Annotated in this window: 13 protein-coding genes; 7 read left to right on the top strand and 6 right to left on the bottom strand. The window is 56.8% G+C overall.

The window, feature by feature from the left end; genetic code table 11:
- Positions 1–109 precede the first annotated feature (109 nt).
- Entirely contained in the window at positions 110–1,723 is a 1,614-nt protein-coding gene (locus I3J27_RS13905; protein ID WP_270170087.1) for a polysaccharide lyase family protein, read from the top strand.
- A 128-nt stretch (positions 1,724–1,851) separates the two neighbouring features.
- On the opposite strand, the gene I3J27_RS13900 is transcribed toward I3J27_RS13905, so the two are convergent.
- A protein-coding gene (locus I3J27_RS13900; protein WP_370691928.1) for an IS3 family transposase occupies positions 1,852–3,047 on the bottom strand; the annotation gives its coding sequence in 2 pieces (ribosomal slippage) (positions 1,852–2,786 and positions 2,786–3,047; 1,197 coding nt in all).
- A gap of 191 nt (positions 3,048–3,238) precedes the next feature.
- Between I3J27_RS13900 and I3J27_RS13895 the strand changes: the two genes are divergently transcribed.
- A complete protein-coding gene (locus tag I3J27_RS13895) occupies positions 3,239–4,294 on the top strand; it encodes an acyltransferase family protein (protein WP_270170085.1) in 1,056 nt (351 codons plus the stop codon).
- Positions 4,295–4,373: 79 nt separating this feature from the next.
- Here the strand turns inward: I3J27_RS13895 and I3J27_RS13890 are convergent, their stop codons facing one another.
- On the bottom strand, positions 4,374–5,195 hold the full coding sequence (locus tag I3J27_RS13890) for a methyltransferase domain-containing protein (protein ID WP_270170083.1): 822 nt from the start codon (positions 5,193–5,195) through the stop codon (positions 4,374–4,376).
- A 268-nt stretch (positions 5,196–5,463) separates the two neighbouring features.
- Between I3J27_RS13890 and I3J27_RS13885 the strand changes: the two genes are divergently transcribed.
- A complete protein-coding gene (locus tag I3J27_RS13885; protein WP_270170081.1) occupies positions 5,464–6,417 on the top strand; it encodes a polysaccharide deacetylase family protein in 954 nt (317 codons plus the stop codon).
- 164 nt (positions 6,418–6,581) lie between these two features.
- Here the strand turns inward: I3J27_RS13885 and I3J27_RS13880 are convergent, their stop codons facing one another.
- Complete coding sequence (locus I3J27_RS13880; protein WP_270170079.1) at positions 6,582–7,700, bottom strand: glycosyltransferase family 4 protein; 1,119 nt, start codon at positions 7,698–7,700, stop codon at positions 6,582–6,584.
- 783 nt (positions 7,701–8,483) lie between these two features.
- On the opposite strand from I3J27_RS13880, the gene I3J27_RS13875 reads away from it, so the two are divergent.
- Positions 8,484–9,242 (top strand): WecB/TagA/CpsF family glycosyltransferase, encoded by a 759-nt coding sequence (locus I3J27_RS13875; RefSeq protein WP_270170077.1) that lies wholly within the window; start codon positions 8,484–8,486, stop codon positions 9,240–9,242.
- A gap of 144 nt (positions 9,243–9,386) precedes the next feature.
- On the top strand, positions 9,387–11,264 hold the full coding sequence (asnB, locus tag I3J27_RS13870) for an asparagine synthase (glutamine-hydrolyzing) (RefSeq protein ID WP_270170075.1): 1,878 nt from the start codon (positions 9,387–9,389) through the stop codon (positions 11,262–11,264).
- Positions 11,265–11,419: 155 nt separating this feature from the next.
- Here asnB and wecB read toward each other — a convergent pair whose 3' ends face one another.
- A complete protein-coding gene (gene wecB, locus I3J27_RS13865; protein ID WP_270170073.1) occupies positions 11,420–13,699 on the bottom strand; it encodes a non-hydrolyzing UDP-N-acetylglucosamine 2-epimerase in 2,280 nt (759 codons plus the stop codon).
- Positions 13,700–14,204: 505 nt separating this feature from the next.
- On the bottom strand, positions 14,205–15,413 hold the full coding sequence (locus I3J27_RS13860; RefSeq protein WP_270170071.1) for a glycosyltransferase: 1,209 nt from the start codon (positions 15,411–15,413) through the stop codon (positions 14,205–14,207).
- A gap of 360 nt (positions 15,414–15,773) precedes the next feature.
- On the opposite strand from I3J27_RS13860, the gene I3J27_RS13855 reads away from it, so the two are divergent.
- Positions 15,774–17,060, top strand: a complete 1,287-nt coding sequence (locus tag I3J27_RS13855) for an acyltransferase family protein (protein ID WP_270170068.1) — start codon at positions 15,774–15,776, stop codon at positions 17,058–17,060.
- 452 nt (positions 17,061–17,512) lie between these two features.
- Positions 17,513–18,352 (top strand): polysaccharide lyase family 20 protein, encoded by an 840-nt coding sequence (locus I3J27_RS13850; protein WP_270170066.1) that lies wholly within the window; start codon positions 17,513–17,515, stop codon positions 18,350–18,352.
- 627 nt (positions 18,353–18,979) lie between these two features.
- On the opposite strand, the gene I3J27_RS13845 is transcribed toward I3J27_RS13850, so the two are convergent.
- The gene (locus I3J27_RS13845; protein WP_270170064.1) at positions 18,980–20,341 is read right to left on the bottom strand and encodes an O-antigen ligase family protein; all 1,362 of its coding nucleotides are present in this window, start codon (positions 20,339–20,341) and stop codon (positions 18,980–18,982) included.
- Positions 20,342–20,363: the final 22 nt, after the last annotated feature.

The following is a 20,363-nucleotide window of genomic DNA, read 5'->3' as shown; positions in this document are numbered from 1 at the left end:
CGCTTGCCCAAAGCTGGAAACGCCATCCGACATTCTTCCGCTCGCGCTGCGTGACAAGGTGTCGGGCGTCCTTCTCATCACATAGGCGAGACCGTTGAGGAGCCGGCACATGCGGCGGCGCGATCTTCTTACCGGATTGTTGGCGACCACGACGGCGAGCGCCATGCGGACGACCGCCGGGTTATCAATGCCAGCAGTCAACGATGAGACCAATGCACTCGCTTCTGCCATCTCGCCTGCACCGAGCAGCGACTGGCTGCAGCAGGTCGATATCCTGATCACCACGCTCAAGCAACGGGGCATCTGGGCGACGCTCGATCTGTTCTATTGCTTCGCCGCACCATCCGAGAGTGCTTGCAGCTACAACTGGGTCAACACAGCCACAGGTCGCCTCGCTGCCAATGGCACCATTTCCTATAACGCCAACAATTGCCTCGCAGGCGATGGCTCCACAGGCTGGTTCTCGACCAACTTCCAGGTCAACAGCGGCAAGGCTACCGATGGCAATTCTGCTTTTGGGCACTTTTGTCTTAACGAGTGCACATCCGACGACGTCAGTCCATTCCAGTGCAATGGCGGAAAACTGTTTATCGGTCACAAGGCCAATGGCTCCGTAATCAGTAACATCATAGCGGGCCTCAATACGTCAGATGGAATTTCCCTCAGCAGCGTCTACGGCTCGACCGTTGGACATTGGACAGTACAACAGAATGACACAACGGCGCAGATTCAGGTCTTTCTCGACGGCTCATCGATCGGCACTGGCACCGCAACCCACAGTGCGGGCGCCGGCACCGTTCAGATCCTCAAGAGCGGGCGCGGTCATTTCACGTCGCGTCAGGTTGCCTTCGTGCATTATGGATCGAAGCTGACAGCACAGCAGCAGCTCGATTTCAGCAAGGCGCTCTATAGCTTCCTGACCGCGATGGATGTCAGGCCGAAGATCGGCGGTCTCGGCTTGAGTACGGGGCCGACCAATGTCGCGCCCTACAAACATCTCCCGACCGGGAACGGAAACAACCTCATTTATCCGGTCACGACGTCGACGAGTGCTCTTAATGGGTCCTTGCAGGGTCGTGCCGGGGCTTATCCCTATTGCCTGATCAAGGTGAACGATCCGAACTACCTCAATCTATATCGCTTCGAAGTGCATAAAGGTGATCACGCCCCGTTCGATGGGGCCAGCATCGACCGAATTCAATTCAATACCGCCCATCTCTTGATTCCGTGGCAAGTGACCAGCGACATCTCGTTTGCCTTCTTCATAGAGCCAGGCTCGACCTTCGACTGCACCTTCTGTGGTCTTCCCAATCTTCACGATCAGACTGGCGGCGTCAATTCCGGACCAACCCATGCGCTCTATGCTCGTAACGGGAGGTATGGCGCCTGGGTTCATATCGATCCGACGACCTGGAGTTCTCCCTATGTCAGCTGCGCGACTGGCCGTTGGCATTTCGTGAGGACGACATTCCGGATGGACAACTATCCCAATGGGTTTGTGCAGACTTGGCTCGATGGCAATCAGCTCTGGAATCGGAGCGGCGTGCAAGTTGGCACGCAGGCCAGGGCACCATTCTGGTGGAATCTGGCGTTGTATCGAGGGAATAACCTAGATGGCCTGCCGTTGGCCGTTTGGTACGCGAACATCGAGATAGATGCATCGGGCTCGCAGCCGTTTGCATCGCGCATCAACAATCCGCTGCCGGTCCCACCGCTTACATGATCGCTCTGGCCCTCGTCGCGGACCGGAGCGAACGTCAAGCAGACTTGGCTTCATGGTCCATCCCTTCAAAGGTGACGGACTCTACCATTCTTGGAAGACTCTGCGGGCTCTGACCTGAGCCCCAAAGGTCATCCAGCGATGGGCGGAATCCTTTGGTCATTTGAGCCTGTGTGGCTTGGTGATGCAACGGGACGGGGCGCGGAGCCCTCGACACAGCGCAGCGTCCCGTCCCGTTGCATCTCGGACGCTGTTAGCCTGGCGTAAGTTGATGGCGGCAGGTTGCCGATCCCGCTGTGCGGACGAACGGTGTTGTAATCGTCCTGCCATTCGGCGAGCAGCTCCCGAGCATGATCGAGTGACGAGAACAACGTCTCGTTCAACAACTCGTCGCGCAGTCGTCCATTGAAGCTTTCCACGAAGGCATTCTGCTGCGGCTTGCCCGGCGCGATGTAGTGCCACTCGATCCGGGTGAGCTGCGACCAACGCAGGATGGCCATGCTGGTGAGCTCGGTCCCGTTGTCGCTGACGATCATCGTTGGGCGGCCTCGTCGGGCGATCGCGGCATCGAGCTCACGACCCACCCGGATCCCCGACAACGACGTGTCGGCCACCAATGCGATGCATTCCCGGGTGAAGTCATCAACGACAGCCAGGATACGGAAGCGTCGGCTGTCGGTCAGCGTGTCGCTGACGAAATCCAGTGACCAGCGCTGGTTCGGTCCCTGCGGCAACTCCATCGGAACCCGTGTTCCGAGAGCTCTTTTGCGTCCACCTCGCCGGCGAACCTGCAGCCGCTCCTCGGCATACAGCCGCCTCAGCTTCTTGTGGTTGATAAGCACGCCTTCACTGCGGATCATGAGAAGCAGACGGCGATAGCCAAAGCGCCGGCGCACCGACGCCAACTCGCGCAGCCGGACGCGAATGGTCGCGTCGTCAGGCCGAAGGCTGAGATAACGCACCGAGGACCGATCAGCCCCAATCACTTCACACGCCCGCCGCTGACTGACCTCAAAACTCGAACAAAGGTGAGCCACAGCCTGCCGCCTTGCAACGGGCGTCACCATTTTTTTGAATTGAGGTCCTTTAGCATGGCGTTGTCGAGCATCGCCTCGGCCAACAGCTTCTTCAGCTTCGCATTCTCGTCGGCAAGGACCTTGAGGCGTCGAGCTTCGGATACGTCCAGGCCACCATACTTGGCCTTCCACTTGTAGAACGTCGCGCTGCTGATCCCGTGCTTCCGGCAAACATCACCGGTCTTCGATCCTGCCTCGTGCTCCCGCAACACCGCAATGATCCGCTCTTCCGTGAACCTCGACTGCTTCATCTCCGTCTCCCTCAAGGTGGACGGATTCTACCCATTTTTGGAGGAAGTTCAGGGGCTCAGGTCAGCTCAGACCACTTAGTTCGCGCAACGGCCGAGGGTTACCTACTTATAGCCACGACATTTTTGACGAATCCTCCAGTAAAAGGATAGACATGCTACCTCTTCATCTGATGCCTCGTGGAGGTTGAGCGATGCAATTGCACGCCTTGCAGCAGGCCAGAGGTTTTGCGGCAATGGCCGTCCTCGGCTACCATCTTTCGCTCACGATGACTCTGCCGCGTTATCTTGGAGAGGAACTGTTTTCCAACTTCACCCGACGCGGCAATTTGGGCGTTGATTTCTTCTTCGTACTTTCGGGATTCGTCATCGCCCTCGCCCACCGTCACGATATCGGCAACCCAGACCAGCTGGGCCGCTATCTGACACGCCGCTTTGTGCGGGTGTTCCCGGTCTATTGGGTCTATGTCGGCATCTTCTGCGCACTGGTGGCGATGGGATTTGGAACGCCGGGAGCGGTCGTGCTGCCGGACACCGTCGGCCGCTGGATTTCGACCGCATTCCTCGTCCGCCTCGACAGCCTGGAATTTCCGATCGCGCCGGCGTGGTCCCTCGTCAATGAAATGGCCTTCTATCTCGTTTTCGCGCTCTTCATTATTAATAGGAATGTTGGAAGGGCCGTCTTTGCGCTATGGATGCTGGCCTGCCTGCCGATATTCCAGCACCAAGATGGCAGCGGCTGGACGCCGTGGACTACCTATTTCACGTCGCTCAATCTCAATTTTCTTGTCGGTATCCTGGCCTTCCACTGCTGGACGAACGGCAGGCCGAGTGTCGTCAAATGCGCGTTTCCAGCCGGTCTGGCGCTGCTGGCCGCCGCCTATGCGCTCGAAAGCGAGGGCATGCCCTACAGCCAGACGCAGATCGCCTACGCCATCGCCTTCGGCCTGATCATAGCCGGGGCAGCATCGCTGGAATCTGCCGGACAGTGGCCATCCAACGTGCGGCTTCTCAACCTGATCGGGGATGCATCCTATTCGATCTACCTGACCCATGAGGCCTTTCTCGGCCTGCTCGCCAAGGTCATGATCAGGGTTTCGGCCTATGTCTCGCTGACGCCGAAAGTTATCTATGTTGTGGTCTTCGCCGGCACGATCGCCTGCGGCTGCCTGCTGCACCTGTTCGTCGAGCGCCCGCTGATCGAGGCCTGTCGCAATTTCAATCGTCGGCAACCACTTGCTCAAGTCTGACCTGGCGAAGGGGCTCGGCAGGCCGGCTGGGAATGCCGACAGCGTCACCGGTCTCGCCGCAATGCAGTCGGAGTTATCCTCAGCGACGTGTCGCGATGAGCTGGATTCCGAGCGTGCGGCGCAGTATCGGCAAGTTCGAAACGCGCCGTCCGAGGCTCCGCGGCAGGCAGCTGACGACGGTTTCGAGCGCGATCACGACGCCTAGCGGCAGCGTCGTCTGGAACTTGCGGATGCGCACGAAAGCCTGCACGCGCGCGAAACCCGCGGAGCGCAACAGGCTCGCCAGCTCACGGTTGGTGTACTCGCGCAAGTGAAAGCCCCGCGCCACTTCGTCGATGCCGCCCGAGACGTCGTGCGGGCCGTTCATTCGGTTCGGCGTAATGCAGAAGTATTTTCCGCCGGGCTCAAGCGCGGCGAACACGTTCGCGAGCTGGTCGCACGCGTCTTCCGGATGGAGGTGTTCCATCAGCTGGTTCGAGAAAATCAGCGTCGCCTTTATCGGAATGCTGATGCCGTCCGAGAGCACCACTTCAAGGTTCGGGGCGCCCGCGCCGCGCGTCACCGTCTCAGAGACATCGATCGCATAGGCTTTCCGCACGTGCGGCGCGACGAGCATCGTGAGCGCGCAGTCGCCAGCTCCGACCTCCGCATAGACCGTGTCACGATCAAGGAACGGACGGAGCGTCTCGAACAGCTCCTGCAACTCGGCCCGCTTCACCGCCCTCTGGCTCTTGAGCTCGAGCAGCGGGTGGTACGGCACCTCGCGAAACAACTCTTCGTAGACCGAGCTGTAAAGGTGCTTGCGCTCCGCGCGCGAGGAATTGCGTAACCGATCAGCGAGCTTGACTTCCACCTTGTAGTGGTGCGCGCGCTTGGGATCTATCAGGAGTTCGGATGCCATTCCTCACGATACCACCCGTCCCAGGTGCCGACCAATACTCAAAACGGGGTAGCCACAACGTGAGCACCGATCGAACTCAATCGAAGTGCGTTATTCGTAGCCTCTGGCTAGACTAGTATCGGAAATGTGCCCTGGCTGAACGGATTCATCGCTACGGAGGTCACCTAAATTGAAGCGGCAGCTTAAAGACCTTGTATTTCGTACCATCGGAAGTGCCGGATTTTTTCCGGTCTTTCGGAGTGTCTTCGCTGGTAGGGCGGCGATCGTAATGTTTCACGAAATTCAGCGGGATTGTCGGTCGGAATTGATGACCGGCACTTCCGTTGAACTCTTCGAGTACTCGCTCAGTTGGCTCCAACAAGAAGGATGGGCGATTGTCAGCCTCCAGGAGTGCCTAGAGCGGCTGGCCAGAAATGACCAATCGCGCCGCTACGCGGTCCTCACCTTCGATGACGGGTACCGCGACAATGTCTCGGTGGCGCTGCCAATCCTGGAGCGCAACAATGCTCCATTCATGATGTACGTGCCGACGGCTGCGGTAACGCGCACCATGCAGTCCTGGTGGTTAGGATTGCGCGAGCTGTTTCGGTCAAGAGATGACATCACAATCGATGCAATGGGCATTCGGTTTCATTGCCCTGACTACGAGAGCAAACGGTTCGCCCTGACAAAAGTCGACCACTGGGTTCACCAGAATTACAATCGTGCCGAAATGCTTGCGCCGACCTTCAACAAAGCTGGCATTTCGATAGCGACGTTGAACCACCAATACTTCCTGGACGAGTGCGCGCTTCAAGAACTAGCGCGTCATCCTCTCGCATCAATCGGCGGCCACACTACCTCACACGCGGCGCTGGCGGCCATTGACGCGACCTTAGCGCGAGCCGAAATGGCCGATAACCGCAACTATCTGCAGAACTTACTTCAGGCGCCTGTCCGGCATCACGCTTATCCGTATGGAGCGTGCGGTGTACGCGAAGAGCTTCTCGCCAAGGAGGTGGGTTATTCGAGCGCCGTAACAACGCGACACGGGCAACTGGGCAGCGATCGACTCAACCAATTCGCGCTTCCACGCATTGGGGTGAGTAGTGCGTTTGACTCGAACATTTCCTTCGCGGCGCGAATGAATGGTGTGCAGTTGGCCGCGCAGACGCTACTTGCGAGACGACCCCATCGGCAGCACTTGGAAGAGACGCTTCGGGCCTGGGCCGGGCGACGGTGAGCTGAGACCGCCTCAACTCTCGGGAGGCGCACCCGTGAAATGTGGTTCGCCACCACCGAGACGATCGCCGACCGCAGACAACGCAGTAACGGGGTGCATCTGGCTCCGAGCTACGACTTGCCGTTGCCAAACGTCCATCTCTAAGACACCAAATTAGATCGGTGTCAGCTACGTGTCTCCGGCTCTCGACACCGTGCGGCCTTTCGCCAGATCGGCACCAGTCGCTTCATGTAAGCGTTAATTTCGTATCGTTCTGCATGGTCACGGCAGGCGGCGCCGCCCAGGCGGAGCCTCAACGCTCGATCCTCAAGCAATCGGTTAAGCGCATTGGCAAGCGCCGCGGCGTCCCCTACAGGCACCAGGAGCCCGTTGCGTTCGTGAGCAACTACTTCGGGAACCGCGCCAACAGGTGTTGCCACCACAGCTATACCGTAAGCGAAGGCTTCGATGACCGCCATTGGCAGCGATTCGACAAAGGATGGGAGCGTGAGGATATCGGTCTGCTGAAGCAGCGCCGCAGTTTCTGAAGAGCTGAGCCAGCCTGGGAAGTCCACGCGATGGGCGATTTTGAGCCGTTCAGCCTGATCGCGGGTTTGCTCTATTTCGCCGCTTCCAGCTATGGTCGCGGTCCAGTCCGTGCGGCATGCCAGCTGTCCAAGTGCATCAACGAGTTGTGGCACACCCTTATCCGGTTCAAGGAAGCCGAGAAAGGTAATGCGAATCTGCCCGGATTCCGATCGGCCCAGATTTGGTTGGCCCGGAGAGGTGCTTGCGTTCGGAAGAATCGTTATTTTGTCGCGAAGGCCGGGAAGCCGATCGAGAATGACGCGCGCACCATAGTCGCCAAGCACAATGATCGCTGCACTATCAACGAACAATCGGTTGATGCTTCGACGCAGATATGTCCCGGCACTTGCCCAGAACTGATCAAACTGGCCGGCGTGAAGATGAACGACATAGGGCACCCCAAAATGGCGCGCTATAGCCGCGATGATCAGCTTGCGGTACGCGCTTCCGCGCCATGCAAGCTGAAAATGGATTAGGTCAACCTTCCCTCCTCCTGCGGCGACACAGAATTGAATCAGTGCCTGGGCAAAGACCACCACTCCCCAATACTTGCTCTTCTGTCCCCTGGTTACCAGTCGCTCTGCCTTGACGCCAAGATCTCCGCGTTGATCGATTGTATCGATGATGAGATCCGTAAGGCGATCAATTCCTCCTCGGCCATGCCGGCCGTAGGGCGTCGCTACGATTAACCGAAGGGTACTCTGGGTCGTACTCATCAAACCCCGAAAATCTGTCAACACGCTACGGCGAAGCCATGCTCGGCGATGCCCGCCCAACAGTGCGAGCCTTAACGGGAAGATCAATCCGACGGTCTTCCGAAAGACTGCGCAGCGCCCCGGGATAGTTTCCGCGATGCCCAGCCAAGTGAAGATCATAAGACGAGAAACGTTCTACGACCTTACCATTCTTGGTCGCTTACCCACAAGCGCGGTGTCCAGCTGGTGAGACCGCCTATCCTAATCCACTCTCAACTGCCAAACGAAAGTGCTGCTCGATCGGACTACGCAGGTAGGATAAACTGCGGCCCCCTATAGCGACAGTCCAGTTGCACGCGATTGCCCAGCATCCTAGCGGTTGGCCCGGACGTTCGTCCGACGCACGCCACTGATCATCCTAACCGCCGTTTTGGAAATCGCACCGCCTGGCCACCCAACGCCGCGGCGAGCGACCAGTGCCAACAAACCTTTGCGCCACGCCAACCGCCGCGTGGAAGCTTTCAAGCCTCCGCAGCGATCGCGGCAGCGTTCGGGCTTCTCTCTCACGTCGCGAGATCAGGTGGAGGGCAACGACTGAGACTCCGTTCAACACGGAATTACTCACAATTGGGTAGCCACTCAGCCCCAGGCACCAACCCTTCTGCTTGTACTTGCTCAGCAGGCCCTAAGCTATTGTCGCATCAATGAGGATTGCGGTGTTCAGACTTACTGCGTCTGCACGGCGGTGAACGGAGGTTGGCGATGCGTGCGTCATTTCTCGGATGCCCCATTGATGTCCTTACGATGGCCGATACGGTCGAGTTGGCACGCACTGCGATGCATAGCCAGCAGCGTTTGCAACATGTTGCGCTCAACGTCGCCAAGCTGGTCAGCATGCGTTTTGATCCGGTGCTCGCTGCCGACGTCGCCAGCAGCGATGTGATCAGCATTGATGGCATGGGCATAGTGTGGGGGGCGCGGGCGCTCGGCCTGCCGGTCCCGTCGCGCGTGACGGGCATCGATCTGCTCACCGAGCTTCTTGCACTATGTGAAAGGGACGGCTTCAAGCCGTATTTTCTCGGAGCGACTCCCGGCGTGTTGCAACATGCCGCGCGGCAAGTCCTCGACAAGCATCCCTCGATCGCGTTCGCCGGCCTCAGAGACGGCTACTTCACACGCGAGCAGGAGGCCCAGGTGGTTCGTGAAATCCGGTCCAGCCGCGCCGACTGCCTTTTTATCGGCATGCCGTCACCGCGCAAGGAGCGCTTTCTTGCGTCCTATCGCGATGCGCTCGGCGTGCCTTTCATCATGGGTGTAGGTGGTTCGTTCGATATTCTTGCCGGCACGGTGCGGCGGGCGCCAGTTCGCATGCAGCACCTCGGGCTCGAATGGCTTTACCGCATCTATCAGGAGCCAGGACGCATGTGGTGGCGATATGCCAAGACCAATACCTTGTTTGCCGGCATTCTGGCCCAAGCCGTTGTACGCCAGAAGTTAGGCATTGGATCGCGGGCGAACAGCGGGCTGCCCCCCAGCGCGGGTGAGGTCGGTCATTCAGTCTAACGTGATCACCGAGCCGCGATCTCAGCTCGGGTAACCATGCTTTTCGGCCTTCTGACCTCCAGTTTGATTGCTGGCTCAAATCGGAGCGGGAGCACATGACGTGACGAGTATCGTCCAACTATCGTCCAGATAAGGCATTTTGCAATGTGTGGGATATTTGGATGGGTTCTTGGGCCTGCAAAGCATCAGGATCGCGAAACTCTCATCAAGCTTACCGATTTGATGTTACACCGGGGGCCGGACGGCGCCGGCTACCAGCTTCACGCAACAGCGGATGAGCGATTTCAAATCGCCTTCGGCCACCGCCGGCTTTCGATTATCGACATTGGTGGCGGCGCGCAGCCTATGTCTAGTGAGGATGGCCGCTTCACCCTAATCTTCAACGGCGAAATCTATAACTACGTTGAACTGCGACAGGAACTTGTTGGTCGCGGCCACCGGTTTCGCACGAACTCGGACAGCGAGGTGCTCATAGAGGCGTATCGGGCGTGGCAGCTCGACGCAATACGTAGACTTCGCGGCATGTTCGGCTTTGCGTTGTGGGATGAACGGGAGCAGCGGCTGATACTTGCTCGCGATGCCTTCGGGAAAAAGCCACTGTTTATCGGCGAGCTGGAAGGTGGTTTTCTCTTCGGCTCGGAGATCGACCCCCTCATTCAGTTTCCGGGCTTTAGCAGAGACTTCGATTCCGAAGCACTTGGCCAATATCTTCTCAACCGCTACGTTCCGGGGCCTGCCACATTCTTTCGTAAGCTGAAAAAGCTGCCGCCAGGTCACTATGCCGTGTGGCAGAGCGGAACGCTGAAGACGAGACGCTATTTTTCCCCGCCGGTTTCTACGGCACTGCCGGATGTTAAATCATTCCATGATGCGATTTCCCTGTTCCAGCAGGCATTCGATGATGCGGTCCGAATTCGTATGCGTAGCGACGCGCCGTTCGGCGCCTATCTCTCTGGTGGCATCGATTCGTCGGCGGTCGTTGCAACCATGGTTAGGCATAGCACTGGGCCTGTGCAGACCTTCTCGGTAGGTTTTCGGGAAACGGAATACTCCGAACTCGATCATGCGCGTGTCATTGCGCGTCAGTTTGGTACAGCTCACAATGAACTATTGGTCGAACCCGACAGCTTCTTTACGCATTGGCCAACCGCCGTCTTACGACGTGGAGCCCCAGTCAGCGAAACATCTGACATCCCGATCTTTCTGCTTTCGGAGATGGCTTCTCGCTGCGTCAAGATGGTACTCACCGGAGAAGGGTCCGATGAGTTGATGGGTGGGTATCCGAAGCATCGCGCAGAGCAATGGATAGGACTTTACCAATGGCTGATGCCGCGCCTGCTGCACGACGGGCTGATATACCCGATGGTGCGGTCCCTGCCCTACGGAATGCGGCGCGTAAAGATTCTCGCGTTAGCCGCGGGCGAGCGCGACCTTCCGAATAGGATGCGGCTATGGTTCGGCGGCACTTCGGTCGCTGAAGCCGAAGCAATGCTGGAGCGGCCCCTGTCGGCAACGCCGCCGGACGTCTATCCGTACTCGTCCGGGCTGAAATCCAGTCTGCGCCGGACGCTATTCTTCGATCAAACATCCTGGCTTCCAGATGATTTGCTGGAGCGTGGCGATCGAATGATGATGGCCGGGTCGATCGAGGGCCGGATGCCGTTTATGGATACGGCGCTGGCCGGCACCGTAGCGCGATTCCCCGACGAATTTCTCACCGGTGGCAAGGGTGGCAAGACCGTGCTGCGCGCTGCGATGGACAAGATCCTGCCGCCCGAGATCCTGCGGCGGAAAAAAGTTGGCTTTCGTGTGCCGATCGGAGAATGGTTTAGAGGCCCCTACCGCGATTTCTTACAAGATCTGCTGGTGAGCGACAGTTCAAGTTTAGCCCAAGTAATAAGGGCCCCGAAGCTTCGCAGGCTTGTTACCGAACACCTCAACGGTCGACAGAATCACGAAAAGGTTCTTTGGTCATTGACGAATCTCGAACTCTTTTTGCGGACATTCAAGGTTTCAACTTGACGAAGCCACCCACTCGCTGCGCCCGCGGTTATGGTCTCGCGCAGTGCTGTCTGGACATTCTGCAGCCGGAATCATTGCGCGCTTCGCGTGCGGCACGGCCTCACGTCAGAACTTTGATCTCGAACGCGCCAGGACGTCAGCCGGCATCGGGCTCGTCAAAGCACGCATTCTTTACCCCCGGGGCCCGAAATCGTATCAGGCTCAGCGTTGATCAACTTGTCAAACGAAAGCAGCGGAGATCCGAACTTCTTGGACGCGTAGATCTTATGATTCGACAGAATCACTAGCATGTCCGCCCAACCGTCGACTTGCTCGATCGGGAAAAGCTCGAGATCAAACTCCTTCACGAACGGATCGTGGCATCGGATTTTGTATTTTTTCGAGAGAAGCTTTGCAACTTCCAAAGCCGGGCTTTCGCGAGCATCGTCGACATCCGGTTTGTAGCTCACTCCTAGAATTCCGATTCTCTCAACTGTCGAGCCGATCTTGCTGCAAATTCGCTCGGCGATGCACCTCGGCATGTCGTCGTTCCGTTCCCGTGCAGTGCGGATAAGATCCAGACCGGCAATGTCTTCGGTCAAGAACCACGGATCGATCGCGATACAGTGGCCCCCGACCCCGATTCCCGGTTGCAGGATGTCGACGCGTGGATGCTTGTTTGCAAGCTTAATCGCAGCGGAGACGTTGAATTTCAACCTATCCGCAATCAAGGAAAACTCGTTCGCTAGAGCGATATTGACGTCGCGGAACGTGTTTTCCATGAGCTTTACGCACTCCGCCGTCACGAGGTTCGTCTGGTGAATCGCACCCTTCGCGAATGTCGAATAAAGGCGCGCCGCTCTCTGTGCTGATTCCGGCGACATAGCACCGATGATGCGATCATTGTACGCAATCTCATGCAGCGTGTTGCCCGGAACCGCCCGCTCCGGGCAATGCGCGACTTCGACTTTCAAGTTTTTCGATCGGAGAATTGGCACGACGATGTCTTCGCAGGTCTTGGGCTTGATCGTCGATTCGATGATGAGAAGATTTCCGTCCTTCATAGCGGGAAGCAGGCTAGTCACGGCCGAAAGAACGAAGGACAAATCGCATTTCTTGCTTTCGTGCGGAGTTGGCACTGCCACAATGAAAACGTCCGCGGCCGCAGGCTTCGTTTGAGCCTTGAAGTTTCCGGTCTTCAAGGCAGCCGTCAACAATTCCGGAATTCCGGTTTCTTCAAACGGGCAGTGGCCGCTGTTAATCTCATTTACCTTCTTTTCGCTGACATCAAAGCCGGTGACCTTTATGCCCGCGTTCGCAAACAAGAGGGACGTCGGAAGTCCCATATAGCCAAGGCCTGCAACGCAAACCGTATCCTGCGTTTGCGCCACCGGCTGCACACTTTGGTCCATGACGATGTTGAGAATTCTCTCGGCGGTGTGGCCGTCCCCAAACGGATTTGTCCAAGGGGTAATCGGCCGATTGAGCGCCGCGACCATCGCCTCCGCATTTCGGTGTACCAACACATTCGCGCCGACGGCGACGGTTTCGGGCCGCTCCGTGCTATCACGAATAGTCACGCAAGGTACACCGAGGATGCAAGCTTCTTCCTGGACACCGCCGGAATCAGTAATAACAGCCGCGCAATTCGAAAGCATATTCAGGAAGTCCGAATAGCCGACCGGGTCGGTCCACGTCAAATTCCCAGGCAAATCGATCTTGTTTTCCTTGAGAACCTTCTGCGTGCGATAGTGGATCGGCCAGCACACTTGGCCGGGGATTTTCGCAATCAGCTGGATGATTTCCTTCAGCGCGTCTGGATCGTCGACGTTCGCGGCCCGGTGGGACGTAAAGAGGTAATATCCCTTGGTTTGTAGTTTCAGCGCGGAAAGAATCTGACTCGTTTTCTCCGCGCGGCCACGGTGAGAAAGCAAAGCGTCGACGATCGTGTTACCGACTTTGAAGATCTTCGACTCCGGAATACCTTCTTTTTTCAGGTAATCGACCTGCAAGTCGGTGACGGCAAAGCGATAATCCGAAATGTGGTCGGCGATAATGCGGTTGCTTTCTTCCGGCATCGTTTGGTCAAACGAGCGCAATCCGGCCTCGACATGCCCAACCTTGATATGAAGTTTGTTCGCCGCGAGCGCGCCAGCCACCACGGTGTTCGTATCTCCTTGAACGAGCAATACATCGGGCTTCTCCGACATCAAGATCGGCTCGAGCGCGATCAATATGCGGCCGGTTTGGTTCGCGTGTCCTCCGGAGCCGACATTCAAATTGTACTTTGGCGGGGGAAGATCGAGCTCCGAGAAAAAGATGCCATCAAGTTTCTCGGAGTAATGTTGCTTCGAATGGATGATGAGGTAATCGAGTTTTCGTTTCTGGCATTCGCGGATAACCGGCGCCATTTTGATGATTTCGGGGCGAGTGCCAACCAAAATAGCGATTTTCATCGGTCCTCCATAAGAGGCTCCTCAACCAAAGGTCACTACGCTTGGCCCGTGATGGCTTAGGGCTTTGCGCATCGCACCACTGCGCCCGTTAAAGGCGTTCGCGGGCTGAGCAATTGCCGGTACAACATGCCGGAACGTTTGCGCATCCCGGGCAAGCATAACTTCTGGACCGGTCCCTGGCTCGGACTCATTCGGATTACCCATTCTCGATCGACGAGGGCGAATGGACGAAACGCCCGACCGTGATTGGGCAACTAATGAGATCAGCGCCAAGTATCCGACACTCCGCGCGTTCATTCTCCAGGTGAGACCACGCCCTTCATAAGAGAAATGATGATCGCAGCGGGAAGGTCGAAACAGAATGCGGCCGGGGTACAGCAAGCCAGGCGACCCAACAACGGAACGCCACCTGGACATTTTCGACCTCCAATTACCCTTCCGTAACAGCCGGTTTGAATCCGGAAATCACAGGATATGGATACCAGCAGTAGATCGATAAGCACCTTCAAGTAGCGCGCATCTCTGCGGATCGGCGTTTGACCGCGTCAGGCCTCGCATCTTCCGCCAAGAGGACCGTCAGGAAATCCCGGTAACTATCGAGCATGGGGCCAGCTCCAAAATTTGCGGAAACAAATTTCGATGCGGCCCGTCCAACGATTTCGCGCTTAAGCGGGTCGTTCAGCGACTGGAGAACGTCCACAAACGACATCGTATCTCCGGGCGGGAATAGAAAGCCCGTCTCCCCGGGAAGTACCATTTCGGCAGCATTGCCGACGTTGCTGAGAACGACCGGCAGGCCCATTGCCATCATCTCTAACGCGACGAGAGACGCCGCTTCGGAGATACTACAGAGAACACCAACGTCAAAAGCGCTTGTGTAAGGTCGGACGTCCTGCTGGAAGCCAGCAAAGAGAATGTGCTCCGACACTCCGCTTTCGCTGGCATACTGCCCGATACTCGCTTGCGTCGGACCACCTCCTACTAGCAGGGCCTTGGCCGGATGCCCCCGGCTTCGAAGTATTCGAATGGCGTCAATCAACTGACGATGATTCTTTTGCGGATAGAAACGGGCGCACAAGCCGATTACATAATCGCCTGGTCCCAATCCCAGAATTGAGCGGGTCCGATCTCTCCATTCAGTGGTTGAATGGGTTGAGAATCGATGCAGGTCCACACCATTCCGAATGACGGTGGAGGTCGGAGGTAGATACCCTCGATCTTCCCATAGTTTGCGCTGATCCTGGGCGACGTAGATCATTGCGTCCGCCCGTGCGACAACGTAGCGATGAATGGGTTGGAGTACTCGATCCCTCACCGTTAGAATGTCCGGGTTATGCAGGATCAAAATGAGTTTGGCATGTGAGCCTGCCAATCGCCGTGACACAGTCGCGAACAGCAACGGCCGCTCGTCCACTGCGACAATTACTTCGGGGGCGTGGCTGCGGATCATTCGCGACAGATCTAATGCTGTGCCAACGTCGTAAATCCGATTGCCATTAAGCATCTCAACGGAGCTCTCGCTGAGATGCGCCTGCTTGATACAGCTTTTGGTTAGATGAGCCGGCTTGATGGATTCCTGGCCTGGACCTGCTGCCGAATAGCTGCTTGTTAGGCCCACTATCGTGCAGATATCGCCGTGGGCCGCCAGCGCATTCGCAAGCTGATATGTATGACGCTCGGCGCCTCCCGTTCCAAGACAGTTGAGTACAAACATCACTCGCATAAAGTCACCACTCGTCTCGATCCCTGGAGGAACACAAAAATGCTACGCCGGCAACGCTCCGAGTTCTAGGACGGCGTCGCGCGCCTGCCGGAAGATTGTATGACATGCATATCGTCAACGACGCGGCGTTCCTAGTTTCAGCACGGGTAATCCGAACGAGCCGCTTCCGTATAGGTTTGCTTTTCGGCATGCCGCTCGCGGATGTGTTAGGCCACCCGCATGATAGCCTGCACATGCTCCTGCTGCGGACGCTTCTCGTGGATTGCGGACAGCGAATATTGGGTAACCCGAAAGGTCGATCAGCGGAGCCGCTCGATGGATTTATGGTTCCGTTAATCAACGGGACTTTTCATGGCAGGCAACTCGGAGCGCAGTTCCTACATCGATGCCTTCCGCGGCTTTGCGATTCTTGCCGTGCTGTTCCACCATTTCTTCTACCAGCAGATCGCTACGGCATATCCGTTCAATGCGTCCAGGTTGCTATCGCCGGCAACAATCAATCACGGACATCTCGGCGTCGGCTTGTTCTTCATCCTTAGTGGGATGGTTTTCTATCGACCCAACATCGCAGACGACTGGGAAACAGTGTTGAAGTTCTACTACCAGCGCGCACTTCGCCTATGGCCTCTATATATTCTGACGATTCTGCTCCTGGGCTACCTCAAGCAGTACGACGTCTTCACCTTCGGCAAGAGCTTCGCACTGCTGCTGACCGGCGTTCACGACGTTATTCCGAGATATTGGGAACCATCTTGGGCTCTTTGGGTCCTGTGGTCGCTTGGCGTAGAAATCATCTTTTCGATCGCGCTGCCGGGGCTTCTGCTCGCCGAGAGACGGCTCGGCCCTCCTCGCGTCCTCATTCTGGCGGTCGTCTTTTGCTTCGTCTATCGCATCGTCGGCGACCACGTCTGGATGAGCCGGCACACTGATTATTCCAATCCATTCATAAATCCCCTCAAGGACAATTTCATCGGGCGACTTGACGATTTCCTGTTCGGAATGGCCGCGATGCGAGCGGTCCGCAACGACATCACGATCAGATCGGCCTACAGCTGGCTGGCGCTCCCTGGACTGCTGCTCGTCGGCCTGTCCTGGTCATATCTCGAGGCCGTTCCGCGCGGCTGGCCGCAGTCGGCGCTTGCATCAGCGAACCATACCGGCTTCGCGATCTGCAGCGTAACGCTGATCTTGGCAGTTCGGCGCTCGACATTCTGGGATAGCTGGGCCGCCCAGCCCTTCGTCTTTGCCGGCACCGTCTGCTACTCCGCCTATGTGATCCACGCTCTTCTCCTCAGCAACATCGACTGGCCGAAGGGGCTCGATCTCGAAACGCTACTGGCGTTCGGGCGCTTCGCATTTGGCACCTTGCTGCTGTCAGCTATATCCTTCGCGACGATCGAAGCCATCGGCATTCGACATCTCCCAGCTTGGGCGCAATGGACGAGACTTTTCCGTGGCGGCTCATCAGTCCTCAATCCATCGATATGGCACAAATGCCATCCGATATTTCCCCGCCGCACCATCGACGGGAATTGGACCGGGCTCGTGCAGACGTGGCGTCGCCGGCGCGAGGACGGAAGGTGGGAATACCGCGATGACCAGCCAACGGTCGATGACTGGTCCAACAGACCGTACTAAGCCGGCAATTGGAGCCCGTCGACGAGCTCGAGGCCGCCATACCGAAGAGCGTGTAACGTCGCCCATCCATGCGGAAAGCGGCCATCCAACGTCACACACTATCAACGCGCACGGCCTGATCAGCGAACCTTGCTCGTGCGGGTCGTGGAGCAATCCGTTGGCGGCTTCTCTCTATCGAGCACGGCGTCCTCTCAAGAGCCCGCCTTTCGGGATCGTTCCGCTCGAACCAGATTTCCACGGCGTCCTGGCTGGCGAACGCCTCGACATGCTCGGCGTCGGCAACTTACCTGCCGAGTGGAGTCTCCGATGCGTCACGGACGTTTGGACGACGAACTTCCGGGTTGGCACATGAGAAACACGAAGCCGATGTGGGTAATCCCTAAGGGCCCACACATGGCGCGAGTTTTGAATTATGCGAGGGTACGTCGGGTCACCGGAAGTTGAGATATTCCGTGCACAAGATTGTCAAGCTCGCGACCGCAAGCGTAGTCCTTTGCTTATTACTCGCGTGTGCGGCCGAGGCTTTATTCCTATCTTCAAGCATTTTCTTGATGGGGCGCATCCCCATGCACGATGAATTCGCAACCCGCGATTTTTCGCAGTGGAGCCGCTTGGCAAGACAAATTTGCTGCAATGATTCCGCTACGGTTCTTGACGCACCTAACTGGAAATCCAAGAGCGCCGTGAAATTCACGATAGACTTCCATGATCCCCTCGTTAAGGGGAGTCATCGATCCGAATTCCGATTGAAGGCGACAGAATTTCACCGGCTTTACGAGTATGGATTGAAGATCTTCGTGCCACCTGATTGGCAGTCCGATAACAATCAGGTCATAGTGACGCAGATGCACAACGTGCCAGACAATTGGAGAGGTGAGCCGGGGCTCCAGCCTCCGCTCGAATTGAGCCTGGCCAATGACAGCTGGGTTATCCGGACAGCTTGGGGGCGAGCTCCAACATGGCTCCACCCCAAAGGCGACACTCGTCATGACATGCCATGGTCGCAACCGTTTGAACGGGGAAAGTGGACCACCTGGACCTTTCGTACCAAGTGGTCGCTTGATGACGATGGAATTATCGAGGTCGAAAAAGACGGTCATGCAGTTTTTCAGAGGCGGGGCGCGAACTGCTACGACAATTTATTGGCTCCCTACCTTAAATTTGGCGCCTATACTCCTGCTTGGGTCGGCTTAAGTGAACCTCCTAAAATTGGGACCAGGGAGATTTACATTACAGACGTTTTTGCGCGGGAGGTTTTGACGGCGCCGACTGACCGTGTTGTTGAGCGATAGGCTGTGATTGGTGGGCTTTTCGCAGTCGGAAAGATCACGATTGCCAGACTGATCCCTCCTCTGAGAGGCCGCCATGTGAGGTGAGACGCCTACCTAAGCATCCGGCGGGACTTTCACATTTTGAGCACTCAGGCTGATCCCGCTGATTGCCCTGAACCTTGCGTCGTAACGCCACGGACATGGATTAATGTCCTACGTCAGCAGATTTTGACCAATCCACGTAGGCCGAACATCGCGTCTCGTTGCCTTGTTACGAGGACACGCCCTGCACTACTTTGGCAGATGTTTCGACGTGCGGGGTTCCCAAATTCCCGGACAGCACCAGTTCTTTCCCAAGAGGTCCTTCCGCATCGATGCCTGCGTCGCTGATGCGGCGGCTGCGGCACAGATCGGCGACCGAAAGCCAGGCCTCGCGCTCCCTCAAGATCCCGATGACTGCTCTTCCGCAAAACGACTGCGCTTCATGCTCTGGTCCTCGTCGCCTCGTCGTGAGCCAGAGCGAGCTTCAAACCGGATTAAGCTCGTGGAGCGCGGTCGGATGGCACGACATACACGCATACTCTGCAATGGTCTCTCGAGGCTCGTTAATCGTCTTGGAGATCGCCCCGGACAATTGTTTGAACTGGATCAACTGTGACGGGCATCCAGATGGTGCAACCGCGCCAAGTTGATCATCATTGCAATGATCGGAAATGCATACATGTTTTCAATTGCTGGCAGGATGTCACACTCAGTCGCCATGCTAATTCCGCAACTAAACATGCACGCGAACAAAGCCCAATATAGATCATTATTCAGCCTTCGCCCAACTCGCCATGCAGTAGCTGTTCCAACGACGAGGAAAACTACCAGCACCCCGGTTAAGATCACTCCGCAATCAAGAAAGAAGTTGATAATTCCATTGTGCGCATGGGTCACCGGCATCAGGGTTCCTGAGGCCCAAAGTAGGCTCGCCCCCGTTCCATAGCGACCAGCCCCGAACAGGAAGAGGCCGATATCGCTCGTCCATTCATATAACAGCGGAACCCAAACCGATTCGACACGGCCCGTGAACAAGGCATCGGCCGAAACGTCGGAGCCGCTATCAAACCCGATTGAAAGAAGAGCTTGGACGGTTGGCCCGATCCACAGGAGCGAAGTGAGGCCCGCCGCCGCAGCGCCGACGGCCAAAATGACAAACCTGCGCCGCAGGATCAGCAATAGGGAACACGACGCTGCTACTATGACAAGTGCGCTGCGTGACTGGAGAAGGAGAATTGCTACGAGCGCTAGACCGAGCGGTACGATCCAAAACGCGCCCCGCTTAAGAACTCTATAGAGCAACAGCGGAATCGTACAAATGTATATGGTCCCGATTGTATTGTAATGGACCCCAAAATACGTGACGCAGAACTCGGCCATTTCGTTTCGGCTAGCTGGAACAAGGTCATCCATTCCGGCTCGCTCGCCTGCAAGCAGAACGGCCGGATTCATCAGAACGAGAGCGACGAACGCAACTGACAGCAAAAGTATCGAAAGACAGATGACCGTCGTGATCCTCTCGAGCTCATGAAAGGAGCACATGCGCTTAAGGATGAAGAGGAAGGGTAGAAGGTAAAAGCCTGGCACAATGCACGATAGTAAAAAGTCAAAGTAGGATTCTGGAAATGAATCAGGGAAGCGGCTGTGCAAAAGTGGCGCGTTTGGAATCGCTCTAATGAGGGCGATCGCAAAAATGGCGAGGTACAGAAGAAACAGTCTGAGGGATGTTCGTTCGAGTTTGTCGGTCGCGTGCAGGGGCGCAGTCTGGAACACCACATAAGCCAGGACCACTGCTGATACCAAGTTGAACGGCTTAAGCCCTTGGATGCCGAACAAATTGTCCGTCATTCGCTGGAAGGGCAACATGAAGACGAACAAGAGAAAGAAAAGGGTGCTAGCTCGCGCGACCGAATACGGTACCGTGAGATGGAAAGGCGCTCGATCGCCATGGCTCAAAGATGCATTCATCGCTCAATCGAAAGTGGGATCT

This window comes from Bradyrhizobium xenonodulans (genome assembly GCF_027594865.1).
GTDB lineage: Bacteria > Pseudomonadota > Alphaproteobacteria > Rhizobiales > Xanthobacteraceae > Bradyrhizobium > Bradyrhizobium xenonodulans.
The sequence above is the reverse complement of the archived record's forward strand: the minus strand, read 5'-3'. Positions and strand labels throughout refer to the sequence as shown.